This window comes from Microbacterium lemovicicum, from assembly GCF_003991875.1.
Classification (GTDB): domain Bacteria; phylum Actinomycetota; class Actinomycetes; order Actinomycetales; family Microbacteriaceae; genus Microbacterium; species Microbacterium lemovicicum.
This window is the reverse complement of record NZ_CP031423.1, coordinates 245373-265751: the sequence shown is the minus strand read 5'-3', so window position 1 is coordinate 265751 and position 20379 is coordinate 245373. Positions and strand designations below refer to the sequence as shown.

The following is a 20379-nucleotide window of genomic DNA, read 5'->3' as shown; positions in this document are numbered from 1 at the left end:
GCTCGCCGCGCGACGCGTCGATGCGACCGGCCGCACATGACGAAGGGGCGGATGCCGCAGCATCCGCCCCTCTTATCGAATCGTGTGTCAGCCTCCGGCGACGATGTCCGGCGTCGCGGTGATCTCGCCCGCGGCACCCACGCCGACGGCGACCTTGTCGCCGCGCGGTCCGGTCTCGAAGGCGAACTCGCCGTTCTCGACATCGACCTTCACGTGGTCTCCGGAGTTGAGCTCGCCGTGCAGGATCTTCTCGCTCAGACGGTCCTCGATCTCGCGCTGCATCGCCCGGCGGAGCGGACGAGCACCCAGGGTCGGGTCGAAGCCGATCTCGATGAGCTTGTCCTTCGCGGTGTCCGACAGCTCCACCGTCATGTCGCGGTCGAGCAGGCGCTCGCTCAGGCGCTTGGTGAAGAGGCCGACGATCTGACGCAGCTCGTCCTTGTCCAGCTGGGGGAAGACGATGACGTCGTCGACACGGTTGAGGAACTCCGGCTTGAAGCTGCGCTTGAGCTCCTCGTCGACCTTGCCCTTCATCCGCTCGTAGCTGGTCGTCGCGTTGCCCTCGACCTGGAACCCCACGGGTCCACCGGCGATCGCCGACGAGCCGAGGTTGGTCGTCATGATGATGACCGTGTTCTTGAAGTCGATGACGCGGCCCTGACCGTCGGTCAGGCGACCCTCCTCGAGGATCTGCAGCAGCGAGTTGAAGATGTCGGGGTGCGCCTTCTCGATCTCGTCGAAGAGCACGACCGAGAACGGCTTGCGACGCACCTTCTCGGTGAGCTGGCCGCCCTCTTCGAAGCCGACGAACCCGGGAGGGGCACCGAACAGCCGCGAGACGGTGTGCTTCTCGCCGAACTCCGACATGTCGAGCGCGATGAGCGCGGACTCGTCATCGAAGAGGAATTCGGCGAGGGCCTTGGCCAGCTCGGTCTTTCCGACGCCCGTGGGACCGGCGAAGATGAACGAGCCCGAGGGACGCTTCGGGTCCTTGAGGCCGGCGCGCTGACGGCGGATCGTGCGCGACAGCGCCGCGATCGCCTCCTCCTGGCCGATGACCCGCTGGTGCAGGGCCTTCTCCATGAAGACGAGTCGGCTCGACTCCTCCTCGGTGAGCTTGAAGACGGGGATGCCGGTGGCCTGGGCGAGCACCTCGGCGATCAGGCCCTCGTCGACGACCGCGTGCGACGCGACGTCACCGCTGCGCCACTGCTTCTCCAGGCGCAGGCGCTCGGCGAGCAGGGACTTCTCCTCGTCGCGGAGGCCCGCGGCCTTCTCGAAGTCCTGCTCCTCGGAGGCGCGCTCTTTGTCCTCGCGGACCTTGGCGATCTTCTCGTCGAACTCGCGCAGCTCGGGCGGGCTGGACAGGATCGACAGACGCAGGCGGGCGCCGGCCTCGTCGATCAGGTCGATGGCCTTGTCGGGCAGGAAGCGGTCGGAGATGTAGCGGTCGGCGAGGTTCGCCGCCGCGACGATCGCGCCGTCGGTGATCTGCACCTTGTGGTGCGCCTCGTAGCGGTCGCGCAGCCCCTTCAGGATGTTGATCGCGTGGGGCAGGCTCGGCTCGGCGACCTGGATCGGCTGGAAGCGGCGCTCGAGCGCAGCATCCTTCTCGAAGTGCTTGCGGTACTCGTCGAGCGTGGTGGCGCCGATCGTCTGGAGCTCTCCACGGGCCAGGAGCGGCTTCAGGATCGAGGCCGCGTCGATCGCACCCTCGGCGGCGCCCGCACCCACGAGGGTGTGGATCTCGTCGATGAAGACGATGATGTCGCCGCGCGTGCGGATCTCCTTGGTGACCTTCTTCAGGCGCTCCTCGAAGTCACCGCGGTAGCGGGAACCCGCGATGAGCGAGCCGAGGTCGAGCGAGTAGACCTGCTTGTCCTTCAGCGTCTCGGGCACCTCGTTCTTGACGATGGCCTGCGCGAGGCCCTCCACGACGGCGGTCTTGCCAACGCCGGGCTCGCCGATGAGGACGGGGTTGTTCTTGGAGCGACGCGAGAGGATCTGCATGACCCGCTCGATCTCCTTCTCGCGCCCGATCACCGGGTCGAGCTTGTTGTCGCGGGCGGCCTGCGTGAGGTTGCGGCCGAACTGGTCGAGCACCGCGGATCCGCCCTGAGCGGCCTGACCGGACTCGTTGGCGGCGCCGCTGACGGCGGCCGGCTCCTTGCCCTGGTAGCCCGAGAGGAGCTGGATGACCTGCTGGCGCACCTTGTTCAGGTCTGCGCCGAGCTTGACCAGCACCTGGGCGGCGACACCCTCGCCCTCGCGGATGAGGCCGAGCAGGATGTGCTCGGTGCCGATGTAGTTGTGGCCGAGCTGAAGCGCCTCGCGCAGCGACAGCTCGAGCACCTTCTTGGCGCGGGGCGTGAAGGGGATGTGCCCCGTCGGCTGCTGCTGGCCCTGGCCGATGATGTCCTGCACCTGCTCGCGCACGGCGTCGAGCGAGATGCCCAGGGACTCGAGGGCCTTGGCGGCGACGCCTTCTCCCTCGTGGATCAGCCCGAGCAGAATGTGCTCGGTGCCGATGTAGTTGTGGTTGAGCATCTTCGCCTCTTCTTGGGCGAGCACCACCACGCGTCGAGCACGGTCCGTGAATCTCTCGAACATCTCAATTCCTCCGGCCGGGGGCCACATCCGACGCGGGTTTCCGCGTCTTGTAACGAGGGTAACCAGGCGACGGATGCCGCATCCCCGTGTTCGCCGTCGGCATAGCGACCCCGCGGAGCCGTCCTCTCCCGAGCCGGCCGGTGTCCGTGACGGAGCTCTTGACACTCCTCGCGTATCGTTTATCGTTGTTATCGAAAGTCGTTGGTAACGATCATCGATAGGAGACTCCGATGTCCTCAGACACCCAGCTGTCTAAGAGCGACCGCCTCGGCATGTACCTGTACGCCGGCCTGGGAGCGGTCGGCATCGTCGCCGTGACGGTGTCCGTCATCGCCCGGCTCACCGAGGTCGCCCGGGGCCGCGACATCCCGGTCCTCGTGCCGTTCGTCGACGAGACGGCGACGCTCCCCATCGGCCCGGACGGCGCGCCGGTCGACGTCGCCGTGCAGCAGGCGACCGTCACGGTGGCGTCGCCTGCGCCGGCCACCCTCTTCGCCCTGTGGGCGGAGCCGATCGTGGTCGGTCTGGCGCTCATCGCCGGCATCGTCGTGGCCGCCCTCTTCTGCCTGCGACTGGCACGCGGCCTCGCGTTCCAGAAGGGCACCTCGCGCCTCGTCTACACGGGCCTCGGCATCTTCGCGGTCGGCTGGTTCGCGGGCTCGATCCTCACCTCGATGACCGTCAACGGCGCCCTGTCCGCCGTGAGCGACTACACGTACGACGGCACGTCGTTCGAGTTCGACTTCGTCCCGGTCCTGGCTCTGCTGGCCCTCACCGCGGTGGCCACGGCGTTCCAGGTCGGCGAGCGGCTGCAGCGCGAGACCGAAGGGCTCGTATGAGCCCGGCGGAGGCCGACGACGGTCCGTCCGGCGTCCACTGCCGCCTGGACGAGCTCCTCGCCGAGCGCGGCATGACACTCACCCGCCTGAGCGAGCTGGTCGGCGTGTCGATCGTGAACCTGTCGGTCCTCAAGAACGACCGAGCGCGGGCCATCCGCTACTCGACGCTGTCGGCGATCTGCCGGGCGCTGGACTGCAGCGTGGGCGACCTGCTGGTCCGCACCGACTGACCGCCCACTGTCACGCGGTTCAGCCCGCGATCGGGATCCGGACGCCGTCGAACTTGTCGCCCTTCATCGTCAGGTGCGCACCGCTCTGCTCGTCGAGGCCGTCGACCGCGGTGACCAGCACGCGCGGGGCGATGTCGGCCGTGCAGACCTGATCGGCCGGCGGCGTCGCGAAGACCGCGGTCACGTCGCTCGGGCCGGTCGCGGTGACCGACTCGGCCACCGGCAGGCAGGTCGAACTGCCCCAGGTGAGGATGAGGAAGGCGCCCGTGTCGAACCAGCCGGCACTGGGCAGGTACTCGGTCGGGTCGCCGGGCACACCGGTCAGCGCGGAGTCGCCCTGGAGGTCGGCCTCCCCCGCGTAGGTGCCGGTCACGACGATGGAGAGGCCGTCCGCCGGATCGACACCGGCGGGGAGGGTGACGACGCTCGCGCGAGGAACGAGGTCCTTGGTGCACGCCTGACCTTCGGGGTCGGTGAGCTCCACCGTGACCACGCCGTCGGCATACATCGGCTCGTCGGCCATCGGCACGCAGGTCGAGCTGCCCTGGGTCACGATGCCCACGGCGCGACCGTCGTCGAGCCACGCGGCGTGCAGCTGCGTCGTCGCCGTCGGATCATCGGACGGCGAGGCGGGTGCGGACCCGGGACCCGAGGCGGTGGCGCACCCGGCGAGGCCGACGGCCAGTGCCAGAGCGGATGCCGCGGCCACGGCGCGACGCGAGAGAAGGGGCATGATCCGATTCTGTCCGAGCCCTCTGGGGGTCTTCGGCGAATGCGGTCACGGCGCCATAACGGGTTGGCTACGCCCCTGTAACGGTTCGCCCCGCCGAGCTCGGGCCGACACGGTTCACCCTGTCGCCGCGTGCGCGGTCACTGCAGCGCCGAGGTGAGGCGCGCGATGTTGTCGAGGATGGTGGAGCGCAGCGGCTGCTTCTGCCACTCCTCGAGCGTCAGCTCACGGCTGATGCGCCGGTAGCGGTCCTCGACGTTGCGCATCTCCTGCACGAACTCCTCGCCGCGCACGAGGAGCGAGATCTCCATGTTGAGACCGAAGGAGCGCATGTCCATGTTGCTCGAGCCGATGACGGCGACCTCGTCGTCGATGGTGAAGCACTTCGTGTGCAGGATGTACGGCTTCCGGTACATCCAGATCTTCACCCCCGCGCGCAGCAGCGACTCGTAGTAGCTGCGCTGCGCGTGATAGACCATCGCCTGATCGCCCTCCTCCGAGACGAACAGCTCGACCTGCAGTCCGCGCTGGCAGGCGGTGGTGATCGCGAGCAGCATCGCCTCGTCGGGCACGAAGTACGGGCTGACGACGGTGATGCGGCGCTGGGCGGAGTAGAGCAGGGCGGCGAAGAGGCGCAGGTTGTTCTGCACCTCGAACCCGGGACCCGACGGCACCACCTGGCAGTCCAGGTCTCCGGGCCCGCTCTTGACGTCGAAGAGGTCGATCTCGTCGGTGAGCACCTCGTCGGTCTCGCTGTACCAGTCGCTGAGGAAGACGGCGTTGACGGATGCCACGACCGGCCCCTCCAGGCGCACCATCAGGTCGACCCAGTGCAGCCCGCGACGGATGTTCTTGCGCAGGTTGTAGGTGGAGTCGGTGACGTTCTGCGACCCCATGAACGCCACGGTGCCGTCGACGACCAGCAGCTTGCGGTGGTTGCGCAGGTCGGGGCGCTGGTACTTGCCCTTGAGCGGCTGCACCGGCAGCATCAGCCGCCACTGAGCGCCCATGGCATCGAGCCGGGCGAGGGTCTTCTTGTAGAACGGCTTGCCGCGGTTGGCCCAGTGGTCCAGCAGCACCCGCACGGTGACCCCGCGCGCCGCGACCTCCTCCAGCGCCGAGAAGAAATTGTCGGTGGAGTCGTCGCTCTGCAGGATGTAGAACTCGACGTGCACGTACCCCTCGGCGGTGCGGATGGCGGCGGCCATCGTGTCGAGGCTCTCCTGGTAGTCGGCGATCAGGTGCGCCGCGTTGTCACCCGCGAGCGGCATGGCGCCCAGGCGCCGGTTCATCGTCACCAGCGACGTGAACCAGTCGGGTGCGTGGGGGCGGAGCGTGCCGAAGTCGAGGTGGCTGCTGGTCTCGGTGATGTACTCGTTGATCTGCTCCTGCTTGCGCCGGCGCTTGCGCGGCAGACGCGGGTTGCCGATGAGCAGGAAGAGCAGAACGCCCACGAACGGGATGAAGTAGATCGCCAGGAGCCAGGCCATGGCGGCCGTCGGACGGCGGTTGCGGGGCACCACGATGATGGCGGCGATGCGGATGATCACATCGCTGACGAAGACGAGGATCAGCCACCACGACGCGTCGAAGGTGATGTCGACCACGGAACGTCCTCCCGGCGGGCAGTCCATCCAGCGTAGTGCGCGCCGGGGACGGCCCCGTGGGGGCGGGGGCTCAGCGCTCGGCGGGAGCCGCGGCGGGAGCGGATGCCGGGACGGGCGGCAGCCCGCGCTTCGCGCGCTCCTCCGCCTGGATGCGCGCGTAGATGCGTCGCTCGGTGCGGTCGGAGCGGATGATGCTGCGCAGGATCCAGAAGAACAGGGTGCTCACGACGGCCGTCGGCACCAGCGACCAGAACACGGCCGCCCAGAAACTGCTGTCCATGTGTCCAGGATACGCGGCCCCGGACGGTCGCGGCTGAGCAGGTCCCGTACGCGCCTCCTCCCCCACGCGGTCGCCACACCGATCCGTCCCCCATCGCCCGCTCCTCCCCCGTTCCGTCCGTCCCGTCTGCATCCCGCTCGACCTCGACGTCACGGTGCGCACCCTGTGGAGACTCCGCACGGCCGGAGCCGCGGCATCCGATCCTCGGGACATGACCACTCCCGTTGTGAAGGCCGCCGACGCGGCGCAGTTCCTCGCCCTCGTGCCGCGCATGGTGGGCTTCCTGCCGCGGCGCAGCATCGTGCTGATCCCGTTCGGACGTGGCCGCAGCCTCGGCGGGATGCGGGTCGACCTGCCGCCCGGCGACCTCGCACCCGCGCCGCTCGCGGCCACCTTCATCGGCATGGTGTGCCGGGTCTCCGCGGCCGACGCGGTCGCCGTCGTCGTCTATACGGACGACGCGTGGACGCCCGGCGACATGCCCCACCGCGGCCTCGCCGACGCGCTCGCCCGGCGTGCCCGGGAGTGCGGCCTCCACGTGACCGACATGCTCTGCGTCGCTGCGGACGGCTGGGGCTCCTTCCTCGATCCGGACGGGCCGAAGGCGGGCAGGCCTCTCCGCGAGATCGCCGCGCCGGCGGGCGAGATGCCCGACCTGCCGACCGGCGATCAGCTCGCCGGCGCGGCGCTGCCCGCCGCGAGCGCATCCGAGCGGAAGGACGTCGCCGGGGCGTTCACCGCGCTGCGCCGGGCGATCGCGCTCGTCTGCGGTCCCGACGCGGGCGGCGAGGGAGCCGGCACGGGTGGCCGCGTCGACCCGACGGCGCTGACGGCGATGTGCGCGCTCGACGATGTGCCGTCGCTGTTCGAAGACGCCCTGGGGTGGGATGCCGCGGCCCTCACGCCGTTCCAGACGGCGCTCATGATCTGGACGCTCGGCCGGCCGTCGCTGCGCGACATCGCGCTCGTGCAGTGGTGCGGCGGCGTGGACGACGGCGACCAGGCGCTCGACGCGCAGCTCCGGTGGGAGGCCGGTGAGGAGTATCCCTCGGGGCTCGCGATGCGCATGTGGGGCGAGGGGCCGGTGCCCGTCCACACCCGGCTCGCGAGGGCGCTGGAGATCGCCCGCCGCGCGGCGGTGGCCGCCCCGCGGCCCCAGCGCGCCGGCTCTCTCGCCACCTGCGCGTGGCTGTCGTGGGCGCTCGGACGATCCACCCACGCCGAGCAGTACGCCTCATGGGCGTGCGAGATCGAGCCCGAGCACGGCCTGGCCGAGATCGTGCGCTCGTTCGTCGTCGCCGGCCACCTCCCCGACTGGGCCTTCCGCGCCGGCGGGACGCGGTGAGTCGGTCGCTACTTGACCAGCGGGAAGAGGATCGTCTCGCGGATGCCCAGGCCCGTGATGGCCATCAGCAGGCGGTCGATGCCCATGCCCATGCCCCCGGTCGGCGGCATGCCGTGCTCCAGCGCCCGGAGGAACTCGTCGTCGATGCGCATGGCCTCGACGTCGCCGGAGGCGCCGAGCGCCGCCTGCTCGACGAAGCGCTCGCGCTGGATGACGGGATCGATGAGCTCCGAGTACCCGGTGGCGAGCTCGAACCCGCGGACGTACAGGTCCCACTTCTCCACGACGCCGGGGATCGACCGGTGCTCGCGCACGAGCGGACTGGTGTCGACGGGGAAGTCCATGACGAACGTGGGGCGGGTCAGGCCGCTCTTGACGAAGTGCTCCCACAGCTCCTCGACGTACTTGCCGTGCGTCGGGTGCGGCGGGGCGTCCACGCCCACCTCGGCCGCGAAGGCGACGAGCTCGTCGAGCGGCGTCTGCGGGGTGATGGATCGCCCGGCCGCCGCCGAGAGCGAGTCGTACATCGACAGCCGGTCCCACTGACCGCCGAGGTCGTACTCGGTGCCGTCGGCCCACGTCACGGTGGTGGAGCCGGTCACGGCCACGGCGGCGTTCTGGATCATCTCCTGCGTGAGGTCGGCGATGCCGTTGTAGTCGCTGTACGACTGGTAGGCCTCGAGCATGGCGAACTCGGGGCTGTGCGTGGAGTCGGCGCCCTCGTTGCGGAAGTTGCGGTTGATCTCGTACACGCGGTCGATGCCGCCGACGACGGCCCGCTTGAGGTACAGCTCGGGCGCGATGCGTAGGAAGAGGTCGGCGTCGAAGGCGTTCGAGTGGGTGACGAAGGGGCGCGCCGAGGCTCCCCCGTGCTGCACCTGCAGCATGGGGGTCTCGACCTCGACGAAGCCGTGCGCGGTGAAGGTGGCACGGAGGCTGGCATTGACCTTGGCGCGGGCGAGGACGGTCTCGCGGGCGCGATCGCGCACGATGAGGTCGAGGAAGCGGCTGCGGACGCGGCTCTCCTCGTTCAGCTCGGAGTACATGTTGGGGAGCGGCAGCACCGCCTTGGACGCGATGGTCCACTCCGACACCATGATCGACAGCTCGCCGCGGCGGCTGGAGATGACCTCGCCCGAGACGAACACGTGGTCCCCCAGGTCGACCAGCTCCTTCCAGCCTTGGAGGCTCTCGTCGCCGACGACGGCGAGGGAGACCATCGCCTGGATGCGGCTGCCGTCGCCCGACTGGAGCGTGGCGAAGCAGAGCTTCCCGGTGTTGCGGCTGAACACGACGCGTCCGGCCACCCCGGCGGTGACGCCGGTCTCCTCGCCCGCCTCAAGTGTGCCGAAGCGCTCGCGGAGCGCGGGGATGGTGTCGGTGACCGGCACCGAGACCGGATAGGCGCCACCCGCGGCGTCCGTCCGCTCCGCGATGAGGCGCTCGCGCTTGGCGAGGCGCACGGCTTTCTGCTCGAAGACGTCGGCGATCTCCTCGGCGGAGATCTCCTGATCGGCGGGCGCGGGCGACGACGTGTCTGTCACGGTGGGGGCTCCTCGGAAGTCTCCGGAAGTCTACCGGCGGCGCCCGTGCGACCCCACGCGCGGAGACACCCGCCGAGGCGGGCGCACCCGCGTCAGTTGAGGACGATCTCGGCGTTGTCGATGAATCGGTGCCCGGCGACGGAGGCCGCGATCAGCGCGAGCGCGCGGCCCGCGTGCCCCTCGTCGACGGGGAGGAAGGTGGCGGGGTCGACGACGCTGAGGTACTCGAGCCGGATGCGCGGCTCGCCCATCAGCGAGGACTGGGCCGCGGCGATGCAGGCGTCGACACCGCGGTCGGCATTGGATGCTGCGGCGTCCAGCGCCGCGGGGAGCTTCGCCGCCGCGGCGCGGTCACGGTCCTCGAGCATGCCGACCCGCGTCGAGATCGGCAGGCCGTCGTCCTCGCGCACCGTGTCGACCGTCGCGATCTCGACGTCCACGAACAGGTCGCGCACCATGCGCTCGACGAGGAAGACCCGCTGCCGGTCACGCAGCCCGTAGACGGCGACGTCGGGGCGGACGATGTTCAGCAGCTTCGCCTCGACGGTGAGGAGGCCGTCGAAGTAGAACGGGCGGGTGCGGCCCTCGTAGCGGAGGCCGAGGTCGCCGGCCGTCACCTTGGTCGTGTCGAAGCCGCGCGGCAGCAGCTCCGCCTCATCGGGGGCGAAGACGATGTCGACCCCGAGCGACGTGAGCAGCTCCTCGTCGGCCTCGGGTGTCCGCGGGTAGGCGGTGCGCTCGTCCGCGGTGCGGAAGCGCAGCGGATTGACGAAGATCGACACGACCACGATGTCGGCGATCTCGCGCGCGTGGTGGACGAGGTCGATGTGCCCGTCGTGGAGTGCGCCGATCGTCGAGATGAAGGCCACCCGCGGCGTGCCGGCAGCGGCACGGGTCTCGGTCAGCCGCGAACGCAATTCCGAGACGGTGCGGATCATCCGTCGATCGTAACGTCGAGCGGACCCTCGTCCGTGACGCGCCGGCCGGCGTCGGCGAGGGCGTGGTCGACCGTCGAGTGCACCAGCGAGGAGAGGTACGACCCGGGGTTGTCGACGCCCACCCGCGCGAGGATCGACGCCGCCTGCCGCACGATCGAGCGCGAGAACTCCGTCGCCGTCGCGATCGCCTCGGCGTAGTCGGGGCGGTCGGCCTCGCCCACCACGACGGGCTCGCAGCCGATCTCCACGGCGAGCGCCTGCGCGATGGGGAGCACGGGCCCGGGGGCGGTCACGGCGGCGTAGCTGTGGGGCAGCTGGCGGAGGTCCATCGACGTGCCGGTGAAGGTCATCGCCGGGTGCACCGCGAGCGGGATCGCGCCGAGCGCCATCGCCGGTCCGAGCACGGCCACGCCGTAGGCGGGATCGGTGTGCAGGATGAGCTGTCCGGGCTGCCAGCCGCCGAGGTCGGCAAGGCCCTTCACGAGGCCGGGGAGCTGATCGTGCGGCACGGCCACGACCACCAGCTCGCTGCGCCGCGCGACCTCGACGGCGTCGAGCACCGGAACGCCGGGGAGCACCGCCTCGACCCGCTCGGGATCCGATCCGGCGGTCACGCCGGTGAGGGCGTGGCCGGCGCCGGCCAGCGCTGCTCCCAGCACGGGTCCGACCCGGCCCGCGCCGATGATGCCGACGCCCAGGCGTCCGTCGCGCCTCACGAGCGGTCCTCCTCGCCGGCCCAGCGGTGGCTGCGGTCGGTGGCCGCCGCAGCCACCGTCGCGGCCGACGCGTCCGCGAAGAGGGCGAGCGCAGCATCCCGATCGACGGCTCCGAGGGTTCCTGTCACCCGGCCGGTGATCGTGTGCACGGTCACCGCGGCGAGGTTCAGCGCCCGGGCCAGCGGACCCTGCTCCAGCCCGAAGCTCTGGGCGCGAGCCAGGGGGAAGATGCCGAGCGTGCGCCAGATGAACCCGCGGCGCAGGAGCAGCACGCCCGGCACGAGGAGGAAGCCGTTGCGGCGCCACGAGAGCAGGCGCAGCAGACGCGCGCGTCGCGGGGTGTTCGTGTACGGGTCGTCCGCGCGCGGACCCAGCACGCCGTCGTCGAACACCACCGGCCATTCCGCCTCGGGCATCGCGGGCAGCATGAGCTGCAGCACCTTCGCCACGTCCTCGCGCGTGCCCACCGGCAGCACGGTGGTGAAGGGGTCGGCGGCGCTCTGCGCGGCGCTCCCGCCGGAGAGGCGGTTCACCGTGATGGACCACCAGCCGAACGGTCGCCACAGCACGGACTGGCGGATCTCGACGGCGTGGATACGGCCGGGCGGCAGCACCTCGGTCACGGTCGTGAAGAGCCCGAACGTGATGCGCACGCCGCTGGAAGTCGGCGCGATGGAGTACCGCAGGGTCTTCGTGATGCCGCGCACCCAGTAGGCGCCGAATCCGAGCACGGTGGGGAGGACGCCAAAGAGGATCCACGGGGTGCCGAGGATCGCTCCGACCACGATGCCGACGATCAGGACGACGAGGGTGATGGTCGAGCCGCTGAGGAGATGGGATGCCACGATCCGCCCGATCGGGATGTGGACGACCGATGCGGGGTCTTCCACCGGCTGCTCCGCGCCGGCGATGAGACCGGTGAAGCCCTCGCTGACGGCGGACGACGCGGCCTCGCGCCGGGTGCGCGGCTCGCCGCGGAGCGCGCGCTCGGCCAGCTGACGGCCGGAGGCGAGCTGCAGGATGTCGGCGCGCACGGCCTCGGCGCTGGAGGTCGAGAGGTACTCGAGCTTCACGTTGGCGTCGAGTCCGGCACCGACGACCTCGAGCTTGGCCATGCCCAGCAGGCGCGCCACCATCGGGCGCGTGAGGTTGACCCCCTGCACGCGGTCGAGCGGCGACTGACGGTGCGAGCGGAACAGCACGCCGGAGCGCACCTCCACGTCGTCGCCGGTGATGCGGAAGGTGTGGAACCGCCACGAGACGTAGAACGCTCCGACGAGGATCGCGGCGACCCCCACGATGACCAGGAGGGCGACGATGGCGAGGTCGTGGCTCAGGACGTAGTCGATGGGATCGGGCGGCGCACTCCGTCCGCTGCGACCGGCGGGCAGCGGGAAGAACAGCTCGATCAGGCGATCGCGGAAGTTGGCGATCACGATGCCGATCACGACGACGAGGAAGAGCCCGCCGCGGAAGAGCGGGGTGAGCGGGTGGAGGCGATGCCACTCGCCGTCGCTGAGCGGCGATCCGACCCGTCGGGGGTCGGGAGCCGTGGGCGACGGGTCCGATGCCGCCGTCGGCACCGGCTGCGCCGACGGCGGCCCGGGGTGCGTCGGCGGACCGATGTCCGTCCGGTCCGCGGCGGGGAGGGAGGGGTCGGTCACAGTCCGGTCCGGCGCGTCTCGGCGACGTCGATGAGCGTGTCGCGGAGCCTGTCGGCGGCCTTCTGGGCGAGCCCCGGGATGACGACGCCCGTGGAGGCGGCGGCGGTCACGAGCTTGAGCTGCGCGATGCCGAACCCGCGGTCGAGTGGACCGTGGGTGATGTCCACCAGCTGCATGCGCCCGTAGGGCACGGCTACGGTGCGCTGCCACAGGATGCCGCGGCGGAAGACGAGATCGTCCTGGCGCAGCTGGTAGCCGATCGAGCGGGCCTGGCGAGGAGTGATCGCCATCGTCCACACGATCAGCAGCGAGATGATGCCGCCGGGGATCCAGGCCCACCACTGCTTCCACACGAGGGCCACGGCGAGCATCGCGGCCACGACGACCAGGAGGAACAGGCCGTTCGCGATGAGCTGCACCCGCACGTAGGCGGGTGAGATCTGATGCCACGTGCCGTCGCCGAGCGGAAGGCGGCGCGCGCTGCGTGGCTCGCGGATGCTCGTGTAGGTGCCGGCGTCGAGCACCGGGTCAGGCGTCGGGTCCGGCACCGGTGCTTCCAGGCTGTTCGTCATCGTCGTCCTTCGGGATCGTGCACATGTGCTCCGCGACGAGGGCGGCGGCGACCAGGATCGCACCGCTGACAGCCGTTGCGATGATCGCCGTCAACGAGCCTACCGAGGGGCTGGTCGGCCGGGACAGCAGGAAGACAGCCAGCCCGCCGGCGAAGCCCGCGACGGCGGCGCCCACGATGCTCGAGGCCTTGGCCAGCATCGCCGTCCGCACGGCGCGGAAGGGGTCGGTCGGCTGGCCGCCCCGCACCGCTCGTCGCACCGGCAGCGCCAGCAGCACGGCCAGGGCGCCCAGCAGGACGAGCAGGATCGGCAGGGTGACCGCCGGGGTGAAGGTGGCGCGGCCCGCCGCGGTGAGCGCGCTGTCCACGCCGAAGCCGGCGGCGATGCCGAGCACCGCGGCGACGATCAGGACGCCGGGGCCCGTGCGCCTCACGACGCGCTCCGGAGGGCGTCGAGGATGTCGGCGACCCGTCCCGCGCCCGGCAGCTCGGCGTCGGGGTCGACGGCCAGCCACGGCCCGAGCACGAAGTCGCGCTCGGCGGCGCGGGGGTGCGGCAGCCGGAGCGCCGGATCGTCGCTGCGGACGTCGCCGTACGAGATGAGGTCGAGGTCCAGGGTGCGGTCGCCCCAGCGCTCCCGCCGCTCGCGGCCGTGCCGCGCCTCGATCGCGTGCAGGTACGTCAGCAGCACCGACGGCGCGAGGCGGGTCGAGAGGAGCGCGACGGCGTTGAGGTAGCCGGGGCGGGACTCGTCGGGACCGTCCGGCGTGACGGCCACCGACTCGATCGTCTCGGAGGCCCGCACCTCGGTCACCAGCGGCAGTCGCGCGAGATCCCGCACGGCCTCGGCGATGACGTCTGCGCGGTCTCCGAGGTTCGCGCCGAGCGCGACGACGGCGGTCACGGCCGCGCGGTCGGCGGCCGCGGCATCCCCCTGGAATCCCTCGGCGAGACGGCGGCTCATGCGGTGTCCCCCTGCTCGAGTTCCGACGTCGCAAGCTTCGAGGCCGCAGGCTTCGATGCCGCGGAGCCGGCTGCTGCGGCCCGGCGGTGGATGCGGACGGCGACGTCGCCGAACGGCACCGGGATGGGTGCCGCGGGCTTGTGCACGGTGACCTGCACGCCGGCGACGGACGGACGCTCGAGGACGGCGTCGGCGATCCGCGCCGCGAGGGTCTCGAGAAGGTCGACGGGGTCGGCGGCGACGAGGGCCGCGATCTGCTCGGCCAGCTCCCCGTAGTGGACGGTGTCGGCGACGTCGTCGGAGGCCGCCGCCGCGCGCGTGTCGACGTCGAGCACGAGGTCGACGACGAACTCCTGCCCCTCGCGCCGCTCCTCGTCGTAGACGCCGTGGTGCCCGAAGGCGCGGACGCCCGTCAGGATGATCTGGTCCGAGACGTCCAACGTCCCTCTCCTTCCCAGCACTGCGCGATGCGCAGCGCGTCACGGGTGGCGGCGACGTCGTGCACGCGCACGGCCCAGGCGCCGGCGTGGGCAGCCAGCACGCTGGTGACCGCGGTCGCCAGGTCGCGGCGGGCGAGGTCGTCGACCGGCGCGTCGGGCTCGCCCAGCGCCTCGCCGAGGAACCGCTTGCGGCTCGTGCCGACGAGCACACGGGGCACGAGGCCGATGAGCCGAGGGAGTCCGCGCAGAACAGCCCAGTTCTGCTCGCCGCGTTTGTTGAAGCCGATGCCCGGGTCGGCCACGATGCGCCCGGGCGGGATGCCGGCCTGGGCCGCCGCCTCGACGCGGCGCGCGAGCTCGGCCACGACCTCGCGCACGGGGTCGTCGTACTGCGCCGAGGCGTACATCTCCGCCGACGGACCGCGCCAGTGCCCCAGCACGATGTCGGCCTCCGTGCCGGCGACAGCCGCGAGCAGGTCGGGATCGGCGAGGCCGCCGGAGACGTCGTTGACGATGCGCGCACCGGCAGCGACCGCGGCCACGGCGGTCGAGGCGTTCATGGTGTCGATGCTGACCGCGATGCCGTCGGCGCTGAGCGCCTCGATGACGGGGAGCACGCGCTCCTGCTCGAGGGCGGGCTCGACGCGCACGGCGCCGGGGCGGGTGGACTCACCGCCGATGTCGAGGATCGCGGCGCCCTGCGCGTGCAGCGAGCGGGCGTGGACGATCGCCGCATCGGCGTCGATGTAGCGCCCGCCGTCGCTGAAGGAGTCGGGTGTGACGTTGACCACCCCCATGATGAGGGCGCTCATGACCGCCCGAGCAGCGCGATGATCTCGCCGCGGGCGGCCGGCTCGGCCAGCTCGCCGCGCGCCGCGATGGTGACGGTGGAGGAATCGGACTGCCGCCCTCCGCGCATCGTCACGCACTCGTGCACCGCGTCGAGCACGACGAGCACGCCGCGGGCGTCGAGCGATGCGGCGAGGGTGTCGGCGATCTGCTCGCCCAGCCGCTCCTGCACCTGCGGGCGGGAGGCCAGGATGTCCACGACCTTGGGCAGTGACCCGAGGCCGACGACCTGCTCGCCCGGAAGATAGGCGATGTGGGCATGGCCGCCGAACGGCAGCAGATGATGCTCGCAGACCGAGCGGAAGCGGATGCCGCGGAGCATCACCGCCCCCGACGGGAGCGTGTCGGGGAAGGGGCCGCGTGCGATCGAGATCGTGTGGGCGAGGGGAGCAGCAGCATCCTCCCCCACTCCGGAGAAGAACTCGGAGTAGGCGTCGGCGACGCGCGTGGGCGTCTGGCGGAGCCCGGGGCGATCGGGGTCCTCACCGATCGCCACCAGGAGCTCTCGCACCAGTGCGACGACGCGTTCGCGGTCTACGGCCACGAACGGAGCCTACGCGGTCGCCGGGCGGGCCTGTCCCGAGGGCTGGCGACGGGCGGCCTTCTCGGCGACGGGCGCCTCCGCCTCGACCGACGCGGCGAGGCCGGCCTCCTGACGACGCTGCGGCACGTCGACCGGCGGCAGGGTCGAGACGGGGCGATCGCTGCTGGAGAGCCATTGCGGGCGCGGCGGCAGGCGCTTGACATCCTTGAAGATCTCGGCGAGCTCGATGTGGTCGAGGGTCTCCTTCTCGAGCAGCTCGAGGGCGAGACGGTCCAGCACATCGCGGTTGGCGTTGATCACCTCGTAGGCCTCGTTGTGGGCCTGCTCGATGAGCGCCCGAACCTGCCCGTCGACGCGCTCGGCGAGCTTCTCGCTGAACTCGCGACCGTGACCCATGTCGCGACCCATGAACACCTCACCGCTGGCGGCTCCGAGCTTGACCGGGCCGACCTCGTCGGTCATGCCGTACTCGGTCACCATCTTGCGGGCGATGCCCGTGGCCTTCTCGATGTCGTTGGACGCACCGGTGGTCGGGTCGTGGAAGACGATCTCCTCGGCGACGCGGCCGCCCATGGCGTACGCGAGCTGATCCTGGAGCTCGTTTCGGGTGACGGAGTACTTGTCATCCAGCGGCAGCACCATCGTGTAGCCGAGCGCCTTGCCGCGCGGCAGGATGGTGATCTTCGTCACCGGGTCGGTGTGGTTCATCGCCGCCGCGGCGAGGGCGTGGCCGCCCTCGTGGTACGCGGTGATGAGCTTCTCCTTATCCTTCATGACGCGCGTGCGCCGCTGCGGACCGGCGATGACGCGGTCGATCGCCTCGTCGAGAGCGCGGTTGTCGATGAGCTGCGCATTGGATCGCGCCGTCAGCAGGGCAGCCTCGTTCAGCACGTTGGCCAGGTCGGCGCCGGTGAAGCCCGGCGTCTTGCGGGCCACGACCTCGAGGTCGACGCCATCGGCCAGCGGCTTGCCACGCCCGTGCACCTCGAGGATGCGCTTGCGGCCCTTGAGGTCGGGCGCGTCGACGCCGATCTGACGGTCGAAGCGGCCGGGACGCAGGAGGGCGGGGTCGAGGATGTCGGGGCGGTTCGTGGCCGCGATGACGATGACGTTGACCTTCGGGTCGAAGCCGTCCATCTCGACGAGCATCTGGTTGAGCGTCTGCTCGCGCTCGTCGTGGCCGCCGCCCATGCCGGCGCCGCGGTGGCGTCCGACGGCGTCGATCTCGTCGATGAAGATGATGGCGGGAGAGGACTCCTTGGCCTGGTTGAACAGGTCACGGACGCGACTGGCGCCGACGCCGACGAACATCTCGACGAAATCCGAGCCGGAGATCGAATAGAAGGGCACGCCGGCCTCACCGGCGACGGCGCGGGCGAGGAGCGTCTTGCCCGTTCCGGGAGGGCCGTACAGCAGCACGCCCTTCGGGATGCGGGCGCCGACGGCCTGGAACTTCGACGGGTCCTTCAGGAAGTCCTTGATCTCCTGCATCTCCTCGATGGCCTCGTCGGAGCCGGCCACGTCGGCGAAGGTCACCGACGGCGACTCCTTGCTGACGAGCTTCGCGCGCGACTTGCCGAACTGCATGACCTTGCTGCCGCCGCCCTGGGCGCTGGACATCAGGAACCAGAAGAGCAGGCCGAGCAGGAGGATCGGGATGAGGAGGGAGAGGATGCCGTCGAACCAGCTCGCCTTCGGGACGGCGTCGTTGAAGCCGTCCGACGGGTTGGCTGTCGTGACGGCCTGCACGACCTCGCCGGCGCGCGCCGAGACGTAGTAGAACTGCACATCGCTCGCACCCTCGTAGGGCTGGGAGAGCTTCATATCCACGCGCTGGTCGCCGTCGGTGTTGACCACCTCGGTGACCGTGTCGCCCTTGAGCAGCTGCAGACCCTCCTGCGTGGAGATCTGCTTTGCGCCGCCCAGGCTCGAGATGAGCGAGAACCCCACGATGAGGAAGATCCCGATCATCAGCACATAGATGAGCGGGTTGCGGGTGAGCTTCTTGAAGTTCATGGTGCGGGCGAGGCCCGTTCCCTTTCGTCGACGAACCGCGGCTCGGCGCGGTGGACTCAGGGTATCCCGGGCGGCCTATGGGGGGTCTGTGCATTCGCCGACGGCGAAACAGGGCCCTCCGGCGTCGGTCAGGAGTAGACGTGCGGGGCGAGGATCGCGACGTCCCGCAGGTTGCGGTACTGCTCGGCGTAGTCCAGCCCGTAGCCGACGACGAATTCCGTCGGGATGTCGAAGCCCACGTAACGGCAGTCGACGTGCACCTTGGCGGCCTCGGGCTTGCGCAGCAGGGCGAAGACCTCGACGGATGCCGCGCCCCGCGACGCGAAGTTCTCCAGCAGCCAGCTCAGCGTGAGACCGGAGTCGATGATGTCCTCGACGATGAGCACGTGCTTGTCGTGGAGGTCGGTGTCGAGGTCCTTGCGGATCTGCACGACGCCGCTGGAGCGCGTGCCGGCCCCGTACGAGGACACGGCCATCCAGTCCATGGGCGCGAGCACCGGCAGAGCGCGGGCGAAGTCGGCCATCACCATGACCGCGCCCTTGAGCACGCCGACGAGCAGGAGGTCCTTGCCCTCGTAGTCCGCCGCCACCTGGGCGGCGATCTCGTCGAGCTTCGCCGTGATCTCCTCCTCGGTGACGAGGATCCGACTGAGGTCTCCGGAGATGTCGGCCGCACGCATGCGGCAAGTCTAGGTCGCTACCCGGTCGGTGCCACGGGCGCCGTGAACTCGAGGCGCCCTCCGACGCGCCGGGCGCGGCATCCGGGCAGGTCGATCGGCCCCTGCCCCGACCAGTCGGTGACGAGCCGTGCCACTTCGAGCGTCTGCGCCCTCGTGAGGCTCTGGTGGAACTCTGAAGCAACGACGAGACGGATGATGCGGTGTCGCAGGGCGGCGGGGTTGGCGGCGAGCGCGGCGACCGACACGGAGATGCCCGCCTCGGCGTGCTCGACGATGTCCTCGATCGTCTCGTCGATCATCTCGTCGAAGGCCTCGGCGTCTTCGCGCAGCTGCGCGGCGGTGCGCGCGAGCGCCTCCGCGATGCCCGGCCCGAGCTCGGCCTCGAGCATCGGCAGCACCGTCTCGCGCACGCGCACGCGGGCGAACCGGTGGTCGCTGTTGTGCGGGTCGTCCCACGGCGCGAGCTGCAGCGCGGCGCACGCCGCGCGGGTCGTCTCACGGCGCAGGCCGAGGAGCGGGCGCATCAGAGCGACGCCCGGAGCGAGCTCGGACGACCACGCCATGCCCTGCAGGCTCCCCGCGCCGGCGCCGCGCGCGAGCCCGAGCAGCACCGTCTCGGCCTGATCGTCGAGGGTGTGTCCGACGAGCACCGCGACCGCACCGGCGTCGGCTGCGGCATCCTTCAGCACGCCGTACCGCGCGTCGCGTGCCGCCGCCTCCGGTCCGCCGGCGCCGCCCACGTCGACCGTCACCGCGATCGCGTCGAGCCCGAGCGCCTCCGCCTGCGCCACCGCGCGCGCCGCGATCTCCTCCGAGCCGCCCTGCAATCCGTGGTCGACGGTGACGCTGCCGGCGCGCAGTCCCGCCTTCGGCGCCTCGAACGCCGTCGCAGCGGCGAGGGCGAGGGAGTCCGCGCCGCCGGAGAGGCCGACGAGCACGGTCGCACCCTCGGGCAGACCGGCGAGCGCGTCGCGCACCGCCCGCCGCACGTCGGCCACGGCGGGGTCGAGAGAGGGTCGATGCGTCACCGCACCACGCTATCCCCGCCCCGCGCCACCCGCCCATCCGCTCACGGCGCGACGACCGCCCCGGCTAGGCTGGTCCGCGGCATACGACCCCTTCAGAAGGAGCACCAGGCATGGCCTCACACGACGCCGTCATCGAGATCCCGCGCGGCAGCCGGGTCAAGTACGAGGTCGACCACGGCACCGGGCGCGTGTTCCTCGACCGCGTGCTGTTCACCCCGATGGGCTACCCGGCCGACTACGGCTTCTTCGAGAACACGCTCGGCGAGGACGGTGACCCGCTCGACGTGCTCGTGCTGCTCGACGTCACGCTCTTCCCGGGCGTCATGGTCAGCGTGCGCCCCGTGGGCGTGCTGAAGATGAAGGACGAAGCCGGCGGAGACGACAAGCTCGTCGCGGTCCTCACGAAGGACCCCCGCTGGAGCCACATCCAGGACCTCGACGACATCCCCGAGTACACGAAGAAGGAGATCGAGCACTTCTTCGAGCACTACAAGGACCTCGAGCCCAACAAGTGGGTCAAGGTCGACGTGTGGGCCGGCAAGGACGAGGCCGAGCGCCTCCTCGCCGAGTCGATCGTCCGCTTCGACGAGCACGAGGGTCAGACCAAGACGCAGGGTGAGGGCGAAGCCCCCCGCACGGTCTGAGGATCGTCACGAGGGCGGATGCTGCGCACGACGCGGCATCCGCCCTCGCTCTGTGCGCGGCCTTGACGCCGGTTGCGGCATGCGGTGGCCGACTCCCGCAGGGGGCGTCACGTTAAAGGTCGCGAGGATCCGGTGCCGCA

21 protein-coding genes are annotated in these 20379 nt (G+C 70.8%); 4 read left to right on the top strand and 17 right to left on the bottom strand.

All coding sequences use genetic code 11. The features are described 5' to 3' along the window. Window positions 1-87: 87 nt before the first annotated feature. Entirely contained in the window at window positions 88-2610 is a 2523-nt protein-coding gene (locus CVS47_RS01195) for an ATP-dependent Clp protease ATP-binding subunit (RefSeq protein WP_127094445.1), read from the bottom strand. Between the two features lie 230 nt (window positions 2611-2840). Between CVS47_RS01195 and CVS47_RS01190 the strand changes: the two genes are divergently transcribed. Beyond that, window positions 2841-3449, top strand: coding sequence for a hypothetical protein (locus CVS47_RS01190; protein ID WP_127094444.1), 609 nt, complete (start codon window positions 2841-2843; stop codon window positions 3447-3449). Beyond that, window positions 3446-3679, top strand: coding sequence for a helix-turn-helix domain-containing protein (locus CVS47_RS01185; RefSeq protein ID WP_127094443.1), 234 nt, complete (start codon window positions 3446-3448; stop codon window positions 3677-3679). The genes CVS47_RS01190 and CVS47_RS01185 overlap by 4 nt, the downstream gene beginning before the upstream one ends. Before the next feature lie 19 nt (window positions 3680-3698). Here the strand turns inward: CVS47_RS01185 and CVS47_RS01180 are convergent, their stop codons facing one another. From CVS47_RS01180 to CVS47_RS01170, 3 genes are all read right to left on the bottom strand, one after another. Continuing rightward, entirely contained in the window at window positions 3699-4412 is a 714-nt protein-coding gene (locus CVS47_RS01180; RefSeq protein ID WP_127094442.1) for a hypothetical protein, read from the bottom strand. 137 nt (window positions 4413-4549) lie between these two features. Continuing rightward, window positions 4550-6043, bottom strand: coding sequence for a cardiolipin synthase (gene cls, locus CVS47_RS01175; RefSeq protein ID WP_127094441.1), 1494 nt, complete (start codon window positions 6041-6043; stop codon window positions 4550-4552). Between the two features lie 43 nt (window positions 6044-6086). Next, complete coding sequence (locus CVS47_RS01170) at window positions 6087-6296, bottom strand: hypothetical protein (protein WP_164734578.1); 210 nt, start codon at window positions 6294-6296, stop codon at window positions 6087-6089. A 211-nt stretch (window positions 6297-6507) separates the two neighbouring features. On the opposite strand from CVS47_RS01170, the gene CVS47_RS01165 reads away from it, so the two are divergent. Further along, a complete protein-coding gene (locus CVS47_RS01165; protein WP_127094439.1) occupies window positions 6508-7641 on the top strand; it encodes a DUF4192 family protein in 1134 nt (377 codons plus the stop codon). An 8-nt stretch (window positions 7642-7649) separates the two neighbouring features. Here the strand turns inward: CVS47_RS01165 and lysS are convergent, their stop codons facing one another. The 13 genes from lysS to tilS form a co-directional block, all read right to left on the bottom strand. Then, window positions 7650-9185 carry a lysine--tRNA ligase gene (lysS, locus tag CVS47_RS01160; RefSeq protein ID WP_127094438.1) on the bottom strand — a complete coding sequence of 512 codons (1536 nt, stop codon included), beginning with the start codon at window positions 9183-9185 and terminating at the stop codon, window positions 7650-7652. Between the two features lie 92 nt (window positions 9186-9277). Further along, window positions 9278-10123, bottom strand: coding sequence for a pantoate--beta-alanine ligase (panC, locus tag CVS47_RS01155; protein WP_127094437.1), 846 nt, complete (start codon window positions 10121-10123; stop codon window positions 9278-9280). Next, window positions 10120-10839, bottom strand: coding sequence for a DUF2520 domain-containing protein (locus tag CVS47_RS01150; RefSeq protein ID WP_127094436.1), 720 nt, complete (start codon window positions 10837-10839; stop codon window positions 10120-10122). Before CVS47_RS01150 ends, panC begins: the two co-directional genes overlap by 4 nt. Next, window positions 10836-12503 carry a PH domain-containing protein gene (locus CVS47_RS01145; protein WP_241240229.1) on the bottom strand — a complete coding sequence of 556 codons (1668 nt, stop codon included), beginning with the start codon at window positions 12501-12503 and terminating at the stop codon, window positions 10836-10838. The genes CVS47_RS01150 and CVS47_RS01145 overlap by 4 nt, the downstream gene beginning before the upstream one ends. Further along, a complete protein-coding gene (locus tag CVS47_RS01140) occupies window positions 12500-13075 on the bottom strand; it encodes a PH domain-containing protein (protein ID WP_127094435.1) in 576 nt (191 codons plus the stop codon). Before CVS47_RS01140 ends, CVS47_RS01145 begins: the two co-directional genes overlap by 4 nt. After that, on the bottom strand, window positions 13032-13508 hold the full coding sequence (locus CVS47_RS01135; protein WP_127094434.1) for a DUF3180 family protein: 477 nt from the start codon (window positions 13506-13508) through the stop codon (window positions 13032-13034). Before CVS47_RS01135 ends, CVS47_RS01140 begins: the two co-directional genes overlap by 44 nt. Next, a complete protein-coding gene (gene folK / locus CVS47_RS01130) occupies window positions 13505-14038 on the bottom strand; it encodes a 2-amino-4-hydroxy-6-hydroxymethyldihydropteridine diphosphokinase (protein WP_127094433.1) in 534 nt (177 codons plus the stop codon). Before folK ends, CVS47_RS01135 begins: the two co-directional genes overlap by 4 nt. Further along, window positions 14035-14478 carry a dihydroneopterin aldolase gene (folB, locus tag CVS47_RS01125; RefSeq protein WP_127094432.1) on the bottom strand — a complete coding sequence of 148 codons (444 nt, stop codon included), beginning with the start codon at window positions 14476-14478 and terminating at the stop codon, window positions 14035-14037. The genes folK and folB overlap by 4 nt, the downstream gene beginning before the upstream one ends. Beyond that, window positions 14451-15290 carry a dihydropteroate synthase gene (gene folP / locus CVS47_RS01120; RefSeq protein ID WP_127094431.1) on the bottom strand — a complete coding sequence of 280 codons (840 nt, stop codon included), beginning with the start codon at window positions 15288-15290 and terminating at the stop codon, window positions 14451-14453. The genes folB and folP overlap by 28 nt, the downstream gene beginning before the upstream one ends. Further along, a complete protein-coding gene (folE, locus tag CVS47_RS01115; protein WP_127094430.1) occupies window positions 15287-15871 on the bottom strand; it encodes a GTP cyclohydrolase I in 585 nt (194 codons plus the stop codon). The genes folP and folE overlap by 4 nt, the downstream gene beginning before the upstream one ends. 9 nt (window positions 15872-15880) lie before the next feature. Next, window positions 15881-17887 (bottom strand): ATP-dependent zinc metalloprotease FtsH, encoded by a 2007-nt coding sequence (gene ftsH, locus CVS47_RS01110; protein ID WP_127094429.1) that lies wholly within the window; start codon window positions 17885-17887, stop codon window positions 15881-15883. Between the two features lie 128 nt (window positions 17888-18015). Further along, window positions 18016-18567 carry a hypoxanthine phosphoribosyltransferase gene (gene hpt, locus CVS47_RS01105; RefSeq protein ID WP_127094428.1) on the bottom strand — a complete coding sequence of 184 codons (552 nt, stop codon included), beginning with the start codon at window positions 18565-18567 and terminating at the stop codon, window positions 18016-18018. 17 nt (window positions 18568-18584) lie between these two features. Then, on the bottom strand, window positions 18585-19595 hold the full coding sequence (gene tilS, locus CVS47_RS01100; protein ID WP_127094427.1) for a tRNA lysidine(34) synthetase TilS: 1011 nt from the start codon (window positions 19593-19595) through the stop codon (window positions 18585-18587). Between the two features lie 110 nt (window positions 19596-19705). On the opposite strand from tilS, the gene ppa reads away from it, so the two are divergent. After that, window positions 19706-20239 (top strand): inorganic diphosphatase, encoded by a 534-nt coding sequence (gene ppa / locus CVS47_RS01095; protein ID WP_127094426.1) that lies wholly within the window; start codon window positions 19706-19708, stop codon window positions 20237-20239. Window positions 20240-20379: the final 140 nt, after the last annotated feature.